The following is a 17,622-nucleotide window of genomic DNA, read 5'->3' as shown; positions in this document are numbered from 1 at the left end:
TGGTTGTCCCACTATATTTTTGGTCGGTTGTTGAGCATATTCGGTGCGGAGAACTTGGGCGTTGACCAGCCACCGCCAATGTGATCTGATTCTCACATCCAATACTTCGATAGATTTAGGAGTATCAAAATGATTCCTGTGCCCCCACCCAGCACCCCTCCGGACAACCCTCGACCGACCTTGTCATGGACCAAGCGCGTGATCTGCACGATCCTCGTAACCACACCGGTCGCGCTCGCACTGTCCGTTCCGCTGTACCAACACACCGAACCAACCCTCGGCGGATTGCCGTTCTTCTACTGGTTCCAGATGACCATGGCGATCGCCGCCGCCTGCGGATGCGGCGCCACCTACTACATCGCCTTCCGCAACGAACCTGAAATCGGGGACGCACAATGACCTTCAACGGCGTCACCTTCGGTGTATTCATGGTCCTGTTCGTACTGGTTACCGGAATGGGTTTCGTCGCCAGCCGATGGCGCCGAGCCAAGAACGAACACCAACTCGACGAGTGGGCCCTCGGCGGCCGCGGCTTCGGCGGATTCATCACCTGGTTCCTTCTCGGCGGCGACCTGTACTCCGCCTACACCTTGATCGCTGTACCCGCAGCGATCTTCAGCATCGGCGCCTTCGGCTTCTACGCGGTGCCCAACGCGGTAGTCCTCTACTCGCTGGGCTTCCTATTCCTGCCCCGTCTAGTTCGGCTCGCCCACGAGAAGGGCTATGTGACGCTGACCGACTTCGTCAACGACCGCTTCAAATCACCAGCCCTCGGCCTGGCGATCACCCTCACCGGACTGCTGGCCACCCTGCCCTACCTCGCACTGCAGCTCGTCGGCCTCGAGGTCGTCTTCGCATCCATGGGTATCCAGGCGGGCCCAACCGCCAGCTGGATCGTCCGCGACCTCCCACTGTTCATCGCGTTCGGAGTCCTCGCGGCATATACCTACTCCTCGGGTATCCGCGCGCCGGCACTGATCGCGTTCCTCAAAGACGGGCTGACCTACATCGTGGTCATCGTCGCCGTCATCGTCATCCCGATCAAACTCGGCGGCTTCGGGCAGATCTTCGCCGACGCCGGCGCCGCAATCGCCGAACGCACCAACTCCCCCGACCCGGAGGCCGCGACGATCAGCGTCAACGCCAGCGTCTACATGACCCTCGCGCTCGGCTCCGGCATGGCGTTCTTCCTGTACCCGCATGCCATCACCGGCGTCTTCGCCGCCCGCGGCGCCCGCACGGTACGCCGAAACATGTCCGTCCTCCCGATCTACACAGTGCTCCTCGGCTTCGTGGCGTTGCTCGGCATCATGGCCCTGGCAGCCGGAATCAAACCCCTCAACGGCAATCCGCAGTTCGCCGTGCCACAGTTGCTGCAAGAGATGTTCCCCTCATGGTTCGTCGGCGTCGCATACGCCGCGATCGCGATGAGCGCCCTTGTCCCGGCGGCAATCATGGCCATCGGCGCCGGGAACCTGGTCAGCCGGAACATCATCCGCCAGTTCTCCCGCTCCGAGACCACCAGCCGCCGGGAAACCGAGATCTCCAAAGTGGTGTCCGTACTGGTCAAGCTCGGGGCACTGGTATTCGTCCTGACCCTCGACAGCCAGTTCGCCCTCAATTTCCAGTTGCTCGGCGGTATCTGGATTCTGCAGACCATCCCCACGGTCCTGCTCGGCCTGTTCACCGAACGCTTCGCCGACAAGCGGGCACTACTGGCAGGGTGGGCAGTCGGTATCGCCTACGGTACAATCGCCGCCTACAACGTCTCATCACCCAAAGCCAGCCACTTCGGCGGCTCGACAGCGGCCCCGTTCTTCCTGTCCTCGCCGATGTACATCGCCATCTCCGCGCTGATCCTGAACCTCGTCGTCACGCTCATCTGGAGCGGCATCACCTCGACACTGCGCCGTACCCGGCAGATCAGCACCACCGCACCTGTACCCCCCAAGGGCGCCACGCCCGGCACCGACATCGACGCCGCCGCCAATGTGCCCGCCGCCCACTGACCTTCAGGAGTGCCGATTTCCATGACTGCCACCATCAACCGGACCGACGACGGTCCAGTCCGGATTCTCACCATCGCAAACCCCGCCAAGCGCAACGCCTTCAGCGGCGACATGGCCCCTTGTCTGCGCAAGTTACTGCTCGAGGCCGACCAGGACACGTCCGTCCGGGCCATCGTGATCACCGGTGACACCAACACCTTCTCCTCCGGACACGATCTGCAGGAAGTCCTGCACAACCCGGAGACAGCAGGTGACCCCGAGGCCAACGCCGCCTTCACACTGCCCGCCGACCTCGGCACCCCGGTCATCGCTGCCGTGAACGGCGCAGCCTACGCCGCGGGATTCATCCTGGCACTCAACTGCGACATCCGGATCGCCGGCCACAACGCGAAATTCTGCGCTGTCGGCGCCCGCATCGGCCTAGTCCCCGTCGGCGGGCAGTTGAGCCGCCTGCTCGACATCGTGACCTACCCGGTCGCCTTCAAAATGCTGGCCACCGCCGCACCAGTCGCCGCCGACGCCGCCCGCGAATCCGGATTCGTCAGCGAAGTGTGCGACCCGGCGGACACCCTCGACCGCGCACTCACGCTCGCACACCAGATCGGAGAAGTCTCACCCGCCGTGGTGCGGGCGATCAAGACCGGACTGCGGGTGACCCTGCACGACGGACTCGACGCCTGCACCGCGCTCGAGCCGCTACTCGCCGCAGTGGTCCGCGACCTGCCCGACGGAGACGAAGGTGTGCAGTCCTTCCTGCAGAAGCGGCCTCCGCAGTACCCGAATGCACCCACCGATCTGCAGGACAAGCTCGACAAGGCGGGAGCAGACCGATGACCCAACGACTCCGCGAAGACGTCATCCGCGACCTTGCCATCCGCTACGGTGTCGCCGCCAATGCGGTCACCTTCGCTACCGACGGCGTCGAGGCCGGCCGGATCGCAGAAACAATCGGCCGTCCCGTCGCCGTGAAACTGGTCGCCGACAACGTCGTCCACAAGAGCAAGGCAGGCGGCGTCCTGCTCGGGGTGGCACCGGACAACACCCGCTGCCGCACCGACGAACTCCTCGAGTCGCAGCGCTCCCAGGGGTCGATCGTTCGCGGTGTCACCGTCGAGGCGATGGTCGACTCCGGCCTCGAAGCGGTGGTCGGGGGACTCGAAGCACCCGGCTTCGGTCCGGTCGTAATGTTCGGCCACGGCGGGGTCGACATCGAAACCCTCGACGACGTCGTGTTCGCGCTGGCCCCGATCGATGCCGCCGAGGCCCGGCGGATGGTATCGAGCACCCGACTCGGGCGGGTCATCGAGAAACGCTTCCCACAGCGCCTCGACGAGGTCATCGAGATGCTCGTCGCCGTCGGCGGGCCATCCGGGCTGCTGCTCAACGAGGACGTCACCGAGGTCGACTTCAACCCGGTCGTCATCACCTCCGAGCGCATCGTCGCCGTCGACGCCCGGGCGACCGCACTCGATGTCACCGAATGCCATACACATTCGGTCCCCGATCCGGCTACCAGCTATGAGACCCTGCGGCCGGCCATATACCCACAATCGGTGGCGATCGTCGGTGCCTCGGCCGACGAACGGAAAATGGGTTTCCGCGCGGTGCGCAGCCTCGTCGACTTCGGCTACACCGGCCAAATCCTCCCGATCAGCAGCAAGAACACCAGCATCTACGGTGTCCCGACCGTCCCGGATATCGAAACACTCCCCCAGAACATCGACCGCGCGGTCCTCGCATTGCCGGCCGCGGCGGTGCCCGACACGCTGCGGGCACTCGCCGAACGCGGCACCCGCACCGCACACATCCTCACCGCCGACACCCCGCCGTTCAACGACATCCTCAACACAAGCGACCTACGGGTTCTCGGGCCCAACTGCATCGGCCACTACACACCGTACGAGCGGATGACCATGATCGGCACCGACGCGTCCAGCACGACCGAGGGACACCTCGCGGTGGTGTCGCAGTCCGGCACCTACGCCGGCGACATCCTGCGGCGCGGGACCGAGCTCGGTCTTCAATTCAGCTTCGTCAGCTCAGTGGGCAACTGTGACGATGTCAGTCCCGCCGAGCTCCTGGCCTTCTGCGAAGCCGATCCCCGAACACACGCCGCCGCCTTTTACCTCGAGGACGACCGGTGGGCCGGCGAGTTCTTCCGACTCGCTCGCAACATGACCAAACCCGTGGTGCTACTCAAGGGCGGCCGCACCGCGGCGGGCGGCGCCGCCGCCGCCTCGCACACTGGCGCCCTCGCCAGCGACCCACAGCTTCTCGAGGACGCCGCACGCCAGGCGGGAGTGCTACTGGTCGACGACCTTGACCAACTGCTCGACGTCCTCACGGCGCTACAATTCGTCCCCGCGCTCGACGGGGACAACCTTGCCCTGGTCGGCAGCGGCGGTGGCGTCGCCGTGGTCGGCTCCGACCGTGCCGACCGGTGGAACCTGCGGATGGCACCATTCGCCGAATCCACACGCGAACGACTGACGCCGTTCGAGGCCCCAGGAACCAGCTTGTCGAATCCGATCGACATTCCGATCTGGTCCCTGTTCGACGAGACCGGGAGCTTCACCGGCTCCATCGTGTCCGCCGTCGCCGCCGACGACTCGATCGACGCGATCTGCGCGTTTCTCGATCTCGGCACCGTGTTCGATATGCAGGCCATCGATCCCGGAAACAAGCTGGTGCGGTCGCTGACCGAAGACCTCGTCAACGCCGCGCGCGGTGGTATCCCGCTCACGCTGGTCCTGCGCAGTGGATTCGACCAGAACCAGGACGAACTGATCCGGCAGCTACGTCCGGTCGCCGCTGCAGCCCGGGTCGCGCTCTTCGATTCCGTGGACCGCGCAATCGACGCACTCGGCGGTGTCCGGTGGCTGACCCGCCGCGGCAAGAACCCGGGAGGCGACCGGCAGTGAGCCCGTACGACGCCGAGATCCAACCAGCGCAAGAGCGCACACCGGCCGCTGCACCAGCGCAACGCCCCTCAACCGCGCTCACCCTGATCGCCATCAGCACGTTCCTGTCGATGAGCGTGTGGTTCTCGGCGTCGTTCGTGGTCCCACAACTGGTGACAGTGTGGAACTTGTCCACCGCAGAATCGTCACTGCTGACCATCGCCGTCCAGTTCGGCTTCGTCATCGGCGCGGTCACCGCCGCCGCCACCGGCCTGGCCGACGCCGTACCCGGCCGCATCCTGATCTTCGGCGGCGCCGTCGGCGCCGCCCTCGCCAACCTCGGCCTACTCTTCGCCGACGGTCTCGCCGCGGCCATACCTCTGCGGCTACTCACCGGCATCTTTCTCGCCGCGGTATATCCGCCGGCGCTGAAAGAGGTATCCACCTGGTTCCGAACCGGGCGCGGCACCGCACTCGGAGTCATGATCGGTGCGCTCACACTCGGGTCGGCGCTGCCGCACCTGGTCAACTCGTTCGGAGATGTGCGGTGGCAGCACGTCATCACCGCCACCACCATCATGACGGCGTCCGGTGGCACCCTGATCCTTCTGCTGCGCACCTCCGGCCCGTACCCGTTTCCCCGACGGCCGTTCAGCCTCACCGCCGCAATCACCAGTCTCCGGAACAAACACGTCGCGCTGGCCAACATCGGCTACATGGGGCACATGTGGGAGCTCTACGCCATGTGGGCCTGGGTCGGGGCATTCCTCGCCAGCGTTCCTGCCATCGCCACCCGCCCCCACCCCGATGCGACCGCGTCCGCGCTCTCATTTACCTGCATCGGTGCCGGCGCAATCGGGTGCTTCGTCGGAGGCCGCCTCAGCGACCGGTACGGTCGGGCACAATCGGCACTGATCTGCCTGATCTGCTCGGGAACCGCTGCGATCGGGCTGAGCATCCTCGACACGGCGCCACTACCGATCGTGCTCACCGTCTGCGTGTTCTGGGGATTCTGGGTCATCGCCGACTCGGCACAATTCTCGGCGCTGGTGACCGAACACGCCGATCCGGTCTACGTCGGCGGAGCAGTGTCCATCCAACTCGCACTCGGCTACCTCACGACCACCCTCACCCTGTGGCTGGTCCCGGTCCTGGTCGAGCACCTGTCCTGGTCTGCAGCACTGCTGGCTCTTGCGCTGGGACCCGGCATCGGGGCAGCCGCAATGGCTCTACTTATTCGTGCAGACCGCGACATCACCACGCCGCCGAACCACTGAGCAGACAGAGAACGATCAGTGAAATCCGAGCCCCATTTCCCCGATAAGGTCGCCCGCATCGCGCGCATCCTCGCTGATCCGGTGCGGCTACACCTGCTGACAATCATCGCCCGAGCGCGGGAAATCTCGTGTGCGCACCTGCTAGACCACGCAGACGTCGGCGCATCCACAGTCTCGTACCACGTGAAAATGCTCACCGAGGCAGGATTGGTGACAGTAGTCATCGACGGACGGCACCGATACGTGCGTTTCGAACGAGAAACCATGCGCCACTTCACCGAAATCGTCGCCCCCTCGATCGACCGCGACCCACCCAACCAGCACCCCTAACGCCACCGAGAAACTGACCAGCATGCCAAGAGGAACCACGAGCCCCTCGCCAGGACAAGGACACCCACGACCGGCCCACATCCTCTGCCGCTGCTCACTCCAATGCAGTTGCTCGATACCAATACCCGGCTCGGACTCGAGCAGCGAAAACTGAGCAAGGCGATCGACTCCGCGCTGCCGCGCCAAGCTCTCGGTCCCCGGGCTTCCCGGACGCCATATTCCTCCGACCACTCACACGGTGTGCTGCGATCCGGCGTGGACATCACGCAGGGGATGGAGGACGCCGCCCCACCCAGTCCGCGCCAGCTCCACGGACCGACGAAGTACGTGACGTTGCCGAAGCAGTCGGGTGGTTAGACGAGCGAACCAGCGGTGACATATGCCTAATGCGGGTGGAAGATCGAACTAAGAAACCAACGGGTCTCGACCCTGTTCCCGCGGGACACCACGGAGGTCGTGTGCGATGCGTCCATACTCCGAAGAAGTCCGGGAGGACGACACCAGAGCGGCGAAAGGAACCGTTCAGGCTCGACTCTACCCATCCGAGGACCAGCCATTTGCCATCGATTTTGGCGGTACCTGTCCGCGCTGCGATCACGCGATCAGCGACCGCAAAGTACTCGTCGGGATCCTCGGGGCTGGCAGGATGAACGCCAGAAAGAGACGACGTCACCTCGCCGACTTGAAGAGGCGTGGTGATCTCTCGGAAGGTGACCACACCTTCGACCTCATCTGTTCTTGTACGGCCGCCCACACCAATCGCCCACCTGAGAAGGTCGGCTGTGGTGCCAGATTCCGCGTCCGAGTCCAGTGGCCCTGACATGCCTGTACGACTAGGCGAGCCCGAAGGCTTTCCCACCCCAGCATCCCTAGCGGAAGAAGCCGACTGGCAAGCCTTGCTCGGCACGCAGCTCGCGGATACACGCAAGATTGCGGAGAACTGGCGGACTGGTCTCGCCGCACTGCTGGGTCTCGTAACCGTGTTCTCCGCGGTGAAGGGCGAAGCCGCGATCAGCGGCCTCGAATTTCGCTACGCGGTGGCAACCGGCGTCCTGCTGCTGATGGGAGTCTGTGTCGCCGTCATCGGGGCTCTCGCGTCGCTCCGAGCGGCATATGGCACACCGCGTGCGGTGTCTCGGGGAGAGCTGTTATCGACCGGCGGCCTGCCCGGATACAGGTATGAGCTCGCATGCCAAGCGGTTTCCGACCTGCGGTGGGCGAGGTGGACGACGCTGACTTCACTCGTCTGCATTATCGCCGCAATCAGCGTGACATGGTACGGGCCTCGTCCAGCTCAAGCGATCATCGACGTGGAAAGGACTGGTAGCGCTCACGTTTGCGGGAAGCTTGTTGCCTCGGCTGATGGATATATCGATATTGAGCTGTCATCCGCCGAAGCCGCCCGCATCGCGAACAAGGACATTCTCTCCATCAACGCGGTGAGTGAGTGCTGACGGTGTCTCGTGTTGATCGCCCCTACCTCGACCAGATCCCGGACCCCGACCTGGACACAATGGTCGCTGATATCGTTGAGCAGGTTGATTTTTCGTCGACGGATATAAAATCGAGACTCCGCTCCCCTAACCTCCGAATCGAAAGAACCTCGTCAGCGGCGGATCTAGACGCGCGAACCGAGATACTGTTCGGCCATCGGACAATACTCATGGGTGGAGGACTGTATCCCTTTCTCTCCCAGTACCTTCGTGCGGCGTCATCCTACTTTCTAACCTGCAACCAGGGCGGTACTCCCGCCTCGAACTGGCACGCCGGGCGCTCCTCGCTCGCGACGACTCTGGATTGGCTCTCGACACCCACCGAGATGCCGCACCGGCCCGCGTTCACAATAAGTCGAACCCAGGACAAATCGGCGCTCAGCCTTGCTCTCTACACATACCGGTTTCTGCTATGCCACGAACTCGCCCACGTTGCACTTGGCCACTCTCCCATCGAAGCTGGATCCGTTCCGGACAACATAACCCCGCTGCACCAGCAACAAGACCAAGAGCTCAAGACAGACAGAATGGCACTGACCCTGCAGGTCCGGTCAATACCCACACGGTCCGAAACCGTCAAAGGCCTGGCAGGCGCGGTCTATGCCTTCGCGGCGGAGGCACTACGCAACAGCAGACTTATGTTGCTGGCAGAACTGGTTGACGAACGGCAGTGGGAAATCGAACTCACACACCCCCCAACCATTCAGCGGGAAGTTGGCCTGCTTGGGGCAGCCAACAGTCTGTGCGGGCAAGCAGCGATGACCGATATGCACCGTCTACGCAATGACCTACGAGAGCTGAACGATCAAGTATTGGCCGACGCGCTGCACCAACAACAGATGGTTGTCAAGAAGGCGAGGCAGCTGTTGCGAATCGAGATGGACACACTGCGACTGCGCGGTAACGATCCTCTGCCGGCAGTCTTACCCGACCTGCTAAGACTCTTCGTTCAGAGTCCTGTCGGCGTGATGAAGGCACTCGAGCATCCCCCTAACAATGCTTCCGACGACACCAGCGCAATCGCATCATTGATCGACCGGCTCGTTGCTGAACTCCCAGCCGAGTTCCAGGATTTCCACAACCAATCACCCAAGGAGCGTGCCATCGACTTGGCGTAATCGAAACCGCAGAACTGCCCGGGAAACCCGCGTCGACGTCGAGAGCCGACCGGCGCACCGGCCGGCGGTGCAATGACGGCGAACGCGGTCGCTGACTCGCCGGAACCTGCCAACGCGGGAACCATTCTCATGCAATGCCGCGAACGAGGATTGCTCATCGGCAAGGGCGGATTGTCCGGCAACGTCCTCCGCGTGGCATCACCGATGACCGTCGATCGAGGAAGCCAAACAGGCTCTCGGAATCCTCGGCGACATCCTCTCATACGTAGCATCGCGGGCCGAGCCGCAACCAATCCACTGACCGATGCCGGACACGGCGCCCATAGTCCGTACCGACGACACCATGACCGCCGACGAACGAACCGTCGGGCCGGGCACTGCCCCTCTTCAGCTCTCATCGGCGTGGCAGCACTCCCGATGGCTCGACTCCCCACCGATGTCCGTCGCCCCAGGTGATCCTGACCCAAACACTCAGTCTGCCCACGCAGGGGCGGTCGCGGACCCCCTTGTTGAGGCACTACCCGCGGGGACCGATCCAGCGATAAGAAATGGGGACCGCACCCACCGGATGCGGTCCCCACGTGACACTGGTCAGACAGAGCGTACGTTCGTGGCCTGCGGGCCCTTCTGCCCCTGGCCGACCTCGAACTCCACACGCTGGTTCTCATCGAGCGACTTGAAACCGCTGCCCGAGATTTCCGAGTAATGCACGAAGACGTCCGGAGTTCCGTCGTCGGGTGCGATGAAACCGAAGCCCTTCTCACCGTTGAACCACTTCACAATGCCCTGCGCCATGCCGATACTCCCTCAATCTCGATCCGGACCCTCACATCGAGGTTCCGATCTCGATCACTCGATACTGCCATCCTCGGTGCAGTCGCGAAGGCCGCCCACCGTTTTTCACACCGACCTACGACCGGTCGTCGATGCACCATCAATGACCTGCGGTGTCGGATTGATGGTGTCGCGGTCCCCAAGTGACCGGGTCGTTACACACCAACCGGGAACGACTCCAGGTCTGAGTGTGTGGGGATCGCGGCGATGCACTCGTGGGTTCCGCCGACATAGGTGGCCATCGATCGACATTGCTTGTGACCGATTCCAGCGGGGGGATTGCACTTCCTAGTTTTAGTCATATAGACTAAAACAATGGAAACGATGACGGAGGCACTCGACGTCGTCGGCGCGGCAATCGTGCCGAGCGACCTGTTCGGCCCAATCACCCACGACCCGGCAGCTCAGCGCGCAGCCCGTCGGCGGTTCCACCGCCTGTCGGTTCTGATTCACCCGGATCGGGTTGATCCGGCGTACACCGCCCGCGCCGCAACGGCATTCACACATGCGTCCGACCTGTACCGCCGCTGGCAGCACGACACGACCACCACGGACGCGGCCACGGCCATCGTCTTGGACGGCAGAAGCGGCTCCTACCGACTCGGGACCCGGCACGCCCGCGGTTCGATCGCCGACCTGCACCATGCCACCGACAGCGGCGGCGCGGGCGTGGTGGTGAAGGTTCCCCGCAATGTCTCCTCGAACGCTCTGATCGACGCGGAACGGGCTGCGCTCGCTGAGATTGCGGCGTCCGCCGAGGGTGGGAATGGTTGGTTGCGCGCGTACTTCCCGCAACTGATCGACTACCTCACCCATGCCGACCCTGTGACCGGTGCCCGGAGGCAGATGAATGTGTTGGACTCGCTGACCACTGGATTCGTCACCCTCGCCGAGGTGCAGGCTGCGTACCCGGATGGGCTCGATTCGCGGGATTGGGTGTGGATACACCGGCGTCTGCTGCGAGCTCTTGCCGCCGCCCATCGGGCTGGGTGGGTGCACACCGCGGTGACCGCGGACAACGTGCTCATTCACCCTGAGCGGCATGGACTGGTACTGGCCGGGTGGTCGTTCGCCACCCGCCCAGGCACAGTCCCCTTGGCGACGATCCCCTCTCGCCGGGATCACTATCCACCGGAACGTTCCACCGGATCCCCCGCAACCCCGGGCTGGGATGTGTTCATGGCACATCGGTTGATGCTGACGATGCTCGCCGACACGGCCCCGGACCGCCTGCGCGCGTTCGCACGCGGCTGCATGCAACCACAACCTGGTCTGCGACCTGACGCCGTCGATCTGCTCGACGAGTTCGACGACCTGCTCGACACGCTCTACGGGCGGCGACGCTTCCGCCCGTTCACCATGCCCACCACGAAAGGACAGTGATCCACCATGGGATACGGCAAGTGGGATGACGACACCTACACCGCGGCCAAGACGTTCCGCGCCGCCCACGGCGTCGACGACTTCGGCTACACCAGCGCCCTGTACGCAAAACCGATGGATCAGTGGAAGGCCGATCCGACCCTGGACCCGCTGGGTGTGACCGTACGGGAATGCCGGGATTCGGCCGGGCACCCCGAGTCGCTACCGATCGCCGTGCTCTTCGACGTCACCGGTTCGATGGGCGCGGTACCGCGGATCATGCAGGACAAGCTCGGCAAACTGCACGGACTGCTGCAGCGCAAGGGGTACGCCGACGACCCACAGATCCTGTTCGGCGGCATCGGGGACGCCGACTCCGACCGAGTGCCCCTGCAGGTCGGTCAATTCGAGTCCGGCAACGCCATGGACGAGCAACTCCGCACCATCTTCCTCGAAGGCAACGGCGGCGGTCAGAAGTCCGAAAGCTACGAACTGGCCGCATATTTCATGGCCCGTCACACCGCCACAGACGCGTGGGACAAACGCGGCCACAAGGGGTACCTGTTCATCATCGGCGACGAACTGAACAAGGCCCGACTGTCGGCCCGGCACGTGCGCGCGGTGATCGGCGACGACCTCGACCGCGATGTCACCGTCGAGTCGGTGTACCGGGAACTCGAACGGCGGTGGAACGTCTACTTCGTACTGCCGAATCAGTCGGCCTACTACCACGATCCCGAGATCGCCGAGCACTGGCAACACCTGTTCGGGGAACGGTTCCTCAAGCTGGACGACCCGGGCGCGGTCTGCGAGCTCATCGCGCTGACGGTCGGCATGGGCGAGGACCGCATCGACCTCGGCGAGGGTCTAGCGGACCTGCGCGACGTCGGATCCGCCGCCGAAGCGGCCACCGTCGGTCACACGCTCGCCGTCCTCAGTGCGGCGCGGGCCCCCGTCGCGGTGAGTCCACTGCCGATCGATCCGTCCGGCAGCGACGACGTGTCCTTCACCTGACACCCGTTCGGGAGGCGGGGCATTCGATTCCGCTTCGGGTGCGAGCCCCGCCTCCCGACGCCCCCTTCTACGACAGGAGATCCCATGACCACGGTGTTCGGTGACCGCGACATCATCGTCGTCGACCTGGGCTTCGGCGACGCCGGTAAAGGCGCCACCGTCGACTGGCTCTGCGCACCGGACGCCGGCCTCGACATCGCAGCCGTCGTCCGGTTCAACGGCGGCGCACAGGCCGCGCACAACGTCGTCGTCGACGGTCGCCACCACACCTTTTCCCAGTTCGGGTCCGGGACCTTCTCCGGCGTTCCCACGGTGCTGTCGAAGCATGTCCTCGTCGAACCGATCGCCCTCGCCGCCGAGGCCCGCGCCCTGGCCGCGTTGGATGTACCGAATCCGCTCCAGTTACTGCACATCGACGCCCACGCGCTTCTGACCACCCCTATCCACGTCGCCGCCAACCGCGCCCGCGAGGACGCCCGCGGTAACGGCCGGCACGGCTCCTGCGGCAAGGGCATCGGGGAGACCGCCGCCTATGCCCTCGATCACCCGGACGCACCCACCGTCGGGGACTGCCACCGCCCAGCGGTTCTGCGCGCCAAACTCGCCGCGATGGCCGACCACTACCGTCACCTGGTCTCCCCCAGCGTGCACCGGTGGCCCGACCTCGACGACACAGTCACGATGTACTCCGAATTCGCGGCCGCCGTCCGGACCTCCGACGACGGTGATCTCGCCGCCCTCGCGAACCGGGGGCGCTTGGTTTTCGAGGGCGCACAAGGAGTGCTACTCGACGAGTGGCGCGGGTTCCACCCACACACCACCTGGTCCACCGTGGAACCGAGCAACGCGCGCGCACTCTCCGCCGAGCACGGCCGCGACAGCCACGTCCTCGGCGTCACCCGCACCTACACCACCCGGCACGGTGCAGGGCCGATGCCCACCGAGAACCCGGCACTCGGCGCGGTCCTTCCCGAGTCGCACAACGACACCGGCAGCTACCAGGGCACCTTCCGGATCGGGGACCTCGACGAGGTACTGATGCGGTACGCCGCAAAAGTGTGCGGCGGGGTGGACAGTCTGGCCGTCACCCACCTCGACGCCGTCACCCGTGCCGCAGCGGCCGGCATCCCCATCCGTAGCGCACGCCGGCACCCCGGCGTCGGCGACCTGCTGCCGCTCGGGCCGTGGAAGGACCTCACGCATCAACAACAACTCACCGACGTCCTGTCCGCACTCACGCCCCACACAGTCGAGTTGCCGACACATCCGGCGGACGTCGCGGCGCACCTCGGATCGCTGGTCGGCGCACCGGTGGTGCTCACCTCCGACGGTCCCAGCCGGGCCGCTCGTCACATCCGAGAACCTGCTGTCGCATGATCACCGTATGGAACAGTCATCGGTCTCCGTCGACGTGGTCGCTCTCCGGTTCGGCAACCCCGAACCCGGCTCGCTGCGCTACGGCGTCGCGCCCCGCCGCTGGGAGCCGTACACCGGGCAGACGGCCCTGCCCGGTGTCCTTCTCGGCGCCGGTGAACGCCTCGAGATGGCAGCCCGCCGCGCCGTCACCACCAAGCTCGGTATCCGGGACGACGCGATCCTGGCCGTGGGACAACTCGAGGTGTTCGACGAACCCAGTCGCGACCCACGCGGGCCGACCCTGTCCATCGCCATGTGGGCCGTCATCACCGCCGACAACATCACCACGGACCCTGCCGCCGCGACGCAGTGGCGCGGCTTCGACGAACACGGCACCCTCGCCTTCGACCACGACCGCATCGTCGCGGCCGGACGCCGCATCCTCGCCACCAGTCTCCTCTGGCGGGACGCAACATTCACCCGGGCCCTCCTCGGCGCAGAATTTCCCGCCACCCACGCCGTCACGGTCACCTCTGCCCTCACCGGCAGCCGGCCCGATCAAGGCAATCTCAATCGCACGCTCAAGGCGATACCGGGACTCGAACGTACTGACGAGCGCGTCCGCGTGCAGGCTACCGGCCGACCGGCAGTCGTATGGCGTTGGACCACAACATAAGTCACATTCTCACGGACACCGTTCCTAGCGCACCGAGCGTGGCCCCCGTCCCTGCTGACCTCGGTCGCTGATGCGAGAATGGACGTAGCGACGAGCCTGGTCGCCGCTGTTCGGGGCCACGGCTCGGATTCGACACCTCATCACTGTCACCACGAACCGCTCGGTGCTGTTCGGGATGATCTTGGGGAAGCAGCGCCGACTCGCCGGGGCGACCGTTCCCGACCACCTCGTCAGCGGTGCTGCCCCCTATCCGGAGTCTGCTGCGCCTATATCGACCGTGAGGTCCTCGGTGTCGGCGAAGACCAGCCGCCCGTCGTCGAGCGCCACCGCCCACCGATGCACGGGTGCCCAATCGTGGCCGCGTTCAGCGGTGTCGGTCAGTTCGGCGTAGTCCTCGACGATCACGCCTGTCGCTGCCTCAGACTGCCTGCGCACCAGCACCCGGGTGCCCACGCTCAACGCATCCGGTGACGCCGACTTCTTCTCGCTCTCGTCACTCATGAACTGCGCCTTTCCTCGGCTGCCCTCAGAGCATAAGCATGACCCATCCGCGCCCACAGATGAACTCACAACCGCCGACCGAATCAACGCCCAGGCCATGTGGGATCACAGATGCTCCCGGCCGCGCATGCGGCGAGCTGGCATGCGGGTCGCCCACGGACCGCATTGCGGTCGATTTCTCCAAGGCGAAGCGCGGAGTAATTCGATGTTCCGCGGGTACTCACGACCTACGCTGCACAGCGGGCTCGACGGCCCCGGTGGCAGCCAGGCCCTACGACCAGCGCTCCCCTTTCGCGGGCCGGAGGGCCGTTCGCCGCTCGCGCCGATGCATCAAGGGCTACCCCCTGCCGCCCCTGGCCATGGGCGGCGCCTCGTACGTCTTTGTCGAATCGCACGCACTGGCCGGGTGGGTCAGTTTCGGTTTACCGGTGTGATCGGGCGGGCGACGTCTCGTCGAGAAGCGAGTCGACAAGGTCCGCTGCTGCGGCGGTTTTCGCGTGGTTCTTTGTTGTCCCGCGGCCGGTTGCTGTGTGGTCCAGGTAGCGGACTTCGCACGTGAACACCGGCGCGTGGGCGGCGCCCTCCATCTTCACGGCCCACTGCGGGGAGGGATGGCCGTGGTGTTCGGCATGGCTGATCACCCAGGCGATCGGGTTCTTCTGCGCTCGCTCCCGCCGTCTCGATGCCTGTCCCGAATCCGAATCCATGGGTCCGCTGCGCGCTGATGCCGGCCGCGCCCGTACCCCTGCGTGCGTGGCGCTCGGGGGCACCGGTTGCGGATCGTCCCGCAGCGGGGAGCCGATCTCCGGATGGCTCTCCCCTGCCGCGACTGCCTTGGTGAGGCCCCACGCTGCGTCCTGCTCGGCTCGCTTCTTACTGCCCGCGGTTGCCCACGGCCCGCGGACCTGACCCATCCGGAACCGGGCCGCGAATACCGGTGTGTGCGAGGGCCCGCGGTGATCGCCGTCGATCTCGGGCCGGGGCAGGTCGGGATGCGCCTGCAGCCACATCGACACCACACTCGGCCCGAACTCCGGATGCGCCTGCGATGCCCAGTCGAAGACCTCGCGTCGGATCGGCGCCCAATTCTCCCCGGCTTCGAGCAACGTCACGATCGTGGTCACCGTCACGTCGTCGGTCTGCACGCGGCGGCGCAGCTCGCTGACCACGTCACCGATCGGGTCACGTGCTGTTGCGGCGGCCAGCACCTTCGCCCACCGCTTCGAGTCGAGTACCTCGAGTTCGCCGGCGGCGACGACCTGCGCGGTCACCTTTCGATCGCGCGCCTTGAAGTGCGCTGCCTTCTCTTCCCGGTCCGCGGCGATACGCCGGTTGATATCGGCGGCGAGGTTGCCGAGTTGCTCGCTCGTGTACGGGGCCGGCGCGGAGTCGAGGTGGGCGAAGATCACCCGCTGGGTGATCAGGTCCGACACCCTGCGCAGCGGCGACGTCGCGTGCGTGTACGCCGCCAACCGGAGCCCGTGATGGCCGTGCACCGTCGGGGCGTAGGTGGCAGCACCATACGACGATTGCAGACGCGAACGCAGCTTCTCGAACAGCACCGGATCGGTCATCGCCACCGCAACCTCCGCCGCGAGGTCCTCGGTGCTGCCCGCGGTCACCGCGCTGCGGTGATTGCGGAACAGGACCGGAAGATCCTCCCGCACACACCACATGGCGATGGCCTCGTTGGCGGCGATCATCAACTCCTGCACGATGACATATCCCACCGTGCGCACGTCCAGTGGGATCGGCGCGATCCCCCCTTCCTCAGTGGAGCCCCAGCCATGCGCGAGATCGTAGAGGGCGAAGACACCGGACCTGCGACGTCCCTGGAGCAGCACCTGCGCGGCGTCATTCGCGGCTCGCACGCCCTCGTGTAGCGGGTCGTCGACCGACCCGAGGACTTCGGTGATCTGCGCATGATCGACCGCGACGCACCTACCGGCCGGCACCCGCCCGCGATCAACGCTCACCCCGGACACCACCCCGTCCGCGGACAGATCAGCAAGGACCCGCAGCGTGGACCTCTCCGCTGTCACGGTCAATGTTGCCGCCTGCTCGGTGTCGCGGCCAAGCATCGGCACTGTCCGACGGGAAAGATACTTCGATTCACGGCGCAGGAATGCCGTCGCATCGGCGTCGGAACCTAGGGCCACGACGTCCGTGACCCCGGCGATGTGCACCTCCAGCTTCCAACCTGAACCGTCGGCGAGCTCAGTCACCGCGAACGCATCATCGCGATCGAGGGCCTCGGACCGATCCACCATCAACAACGGCACACCACTATTGGACACTGCGCCTCCTCAACCAGAAATCGGCAGCGACACTGCACCAGAAACCATCAGTACCAGCGACGGACATCAGTGTCGATCACCTCTTCCCTTCGACACGCCCACCGATCCGGCGGACTTGCGGCTACGCCGCCAACGCCCTGTTGAGGCAGCTTCGTCCCTGCCCACTCTGGTGTCTCCCACGCCCCTGGTGCCGGTCTCTTGCCCCTGAGTACCCGTTACTTCCGGATCTGACGACCACCGAAACGGGGGCCGCGTTGTACGGGAGCGTCTCCAGCGTGCACGAACACGCCCGACCAGCACGAACAAGACGACCACCTCGCTCAAAAGCGTAGATCTGGTCTAACACCCGGGCCGACAACCCAGGGTGCCGTAGTTGTTGATTTCTGGAGCTGTGAGCTGCGTTTTCAGGTTCCCAGGATCAGGTCGACCGCGTGAACAGGGTTGGCGGCGAGTCG

At 65.2% G+C, this 17,622-nt stretch carries 16 protein-coding genes; 13 read left to right on the top strand and 3 right to left on the bottom strand.

Annotated features, from left to right (window positions below):
* Positions 1–198 precede the first annotated feature (198 nt).
* From ACFVJ3_RS25925 to ACFVJ3_RS25885, 9 genes are all read left to right on the top strand, one after another.
* Positions 199–399, top strand: coding sequence for a DUF3311 domain-containing protein (locus ACFVJ3_RS25925; RefSeq protein WP_378454773.1), 201 nt, complete (start codon positions 199–201; stop codon positions 397–399).
* A complete protein-coding gene (mctP, locus tag ACFVJ3_RS25920) occupies positions 396–2,009 on the top strand; it encodes a monocarboxylate uptake permease MctP (protein ID WP_378454772.1) in 1,614 nt (537 codons plus the stop codon). Before ACFVJ3_RS25925 ends, mctP begins: the two co-directional genes overlap by 4 nt.
* Before the next feature lie 21 nt (positions 2,010–2,030).
* Positions 2,031–2,843 carry an enoyl-CoA hydratase/isomerase family protein gene (locus tag ACFVJ3_RS25915; protein WP_378454771.1) on the top strand — a complete coding sequence of 271 codons (813 nt, stop codon included), beginning with the start codon at positions 2,031–2,033 and terminating at the stop codon, positions 2,841–2,843.
* A complete protein-coding gene (locus ACFVJ3_RS25910) occupies positions 2,840–4,930 on the top strand; it encodes an acetate--CoA ligase family protein (protein ID WP_378454770.1) in 2,091 nt (696 codons plus the stop codon). The genes ACFVJ3_RS25915 and ACFVJ3_RS25910 overlap by 4 nt, the downstream gene beginning before the upstream one ends.
* On the top strand, positions 4,927–6,186 hold the full coding sequence (locus tag ACFVJ3_RS25905; protein ID WP_378454769.1) for a nitrate/nitrite transporter: 1,260 nt from the start codon (positions 4,927–4,929) through the stop codon (positions 6,184–6,186). Before ACFVJ3_RS25910 ends, ACFVJ3_RS25905 begins: the two co-directional genes overlap by 4 nt.
* Before the next feature lie 18 nt (positions 6,187–6,204).
* Entirely contained in the window at positions 6,205–6,516 is a 312-nt protein-coding gene (locus ACFVJ3_RS25900; RefSeq protein WP_378454768.1) for an ArsR/SmtB family transcription factor, read from the top strand.
* A 102-nt stretch (positions 6,517–6,618) separates the two neighbouring features.
* Positions 6,619–6,873: a hypothetical protein gene (locus tag ACFVJ3_RS25895; protein WP_378454767.1), complete on the top strand. Its 255-nt coding sequence runs from the start codon at positions 6,619–6,621 to the stop codon at positions 6,871–6,873.
* Positions 6,874–7,337: 464 nt separating this feature from the next.
* The gene (locus ACFVJ3_RS25890) at positions 7,338–7,970 is read left to right on the top strand and encodes a hypothetical protein (RefSeq protein ID WP_378454766.1); all 633 of its coding nucleotides are present in this window, start codon (positions 7,338–7,340) and stop codon (positions 7,968–7,970) included.
* 566 nt (positions 7,971–8,536) lie between these two features.
* Positions 8,537–9,127: a hypothetical protein gene (locus tag ACFVJ3_RS25885; RefSeq protein ID WP_378454765.1), complete on the top strand. Its 591-nt coding sequence runs from the start codon at positions 8,537–8,539 to the stop codon at positions 9,125–9,127.
* Between the two features lie 591 nt (positions 9,128–9,718).
* Here the strand turns inward: ACFVJ3_RS25885 and ACFVJ3_RS25880 are convergent.
* Positions 9,719–9,922 (bottom strand): cold-shock protein, encoded by a 204-nt coding sequence (locus ACFVJ3_RS25880; RefSeq protein WP_005242781.1) that lies wholly within the window; start codon positions 9,920–9,922, stop codon positions 9,719–9,721.
* A 363-nt stretch (positions 9,923–10,285) separates the two neighbouring features.
* Between ACFVJ3_RS25880 and ACFVJ3_RS25875 the strand changes: the two genes are divergently transcribed.
* From ACFVJ3_RS25875 to ACFVJ3_RS25860, 4 genes are all read left to right on the top strand, one after another.
* Positions 10,286–11,344, top strand: coding sequence for a hypothetical protein (locus tag ACFVJ3_RS25875; RefSeq protein WP_378454868.1), 1,059 nt, complete (start codon positions 10,286–10,288; stop codon positions 11,342–11,344).
* A 6-nt stretch (positions 11,345–11,350) separates the two neighbouring features.
* The gene (locus ACFVJ3_RS25870) at positions 11,351–12,337 is read left to right on the top strand and encodes a hypothetical protein (RefSeq protein WP_378454764.1); all 987 of its coding nucleotides are present in this window, start codon (positions 11,351–11,353) and stop codon (positions 12,335–12,337) included.
* Between the two features lie 84 nt (positions 12,338–12,421).
* Entirely contained in the window at positions 12,422–13,714 is a 1,293-nt protein-coding gene (locus ACFVJ3_RS25865) for an adenylosuccinate synthetase (RefSeq protein WP_378454763.1), read from the top strand.
* Between the two features lie 7 nt (positions 13,715–13,721).
* Positions 13,722–14,369, top strand: a complete 648-nt coding sequence (locus ACFVJ3_RS25860; RefSeq protein WP_378454762.1) for an NUDIX hydrolase — start codon at positions 13,722–13,724, stop codon at positions 14,367–14,369.
* Between the two features lie 246 nt (positions 14,370–14,615).
* Here ACFVJ3_RS25860 and ACFVJ3_RS25855 read toward each other — a convergent pair whose 3' ends face one another.
* Both ACFVJ3_RS25855 and ACFVJ3_RS25850 read right to left on the bottom strand, forming a co-directional pair.
* Complete coding sequence (locus ACFVJ3_RS25855; RefSeq protein WP_378454761.1) at positions 14,616–14,870, bottom strand: hypothetical protein; 255 nt, start codon at positions 14,868–14,870, stop codon at positions 14,616–14,618.
* A gap of 422 nt (positions 14,871–15,292) precedes the next feature.
* Positions 15,293–17,140: an RNB domain-containing ribonuclease gene (locus ACFVJ3_RS25850; RefSeq protein ID WP_378454867.1), complete on the bottom strand. Its 1,848-nt coding sequence runs from the start codon at positions 17,138–17,140 to the stop codon at positions 15,293–15,295.
* Positions 17,141–17,622: the final 482 nt, after the last annotated feature.

It is taken from the genome of Rhodococcus sp. NPDC127593, from assembly GCF_042671975.1.
GTDB lineage: Bacteria > Actinomycetota > Actinomycetes > Mycobacteriales > Mycobacteriaceae > Rhodococcus_F.
Note: the sequence above shows the minus strand (reverse complement) of the source record. Positions and strands in the feature narration are given on the sequence as shown.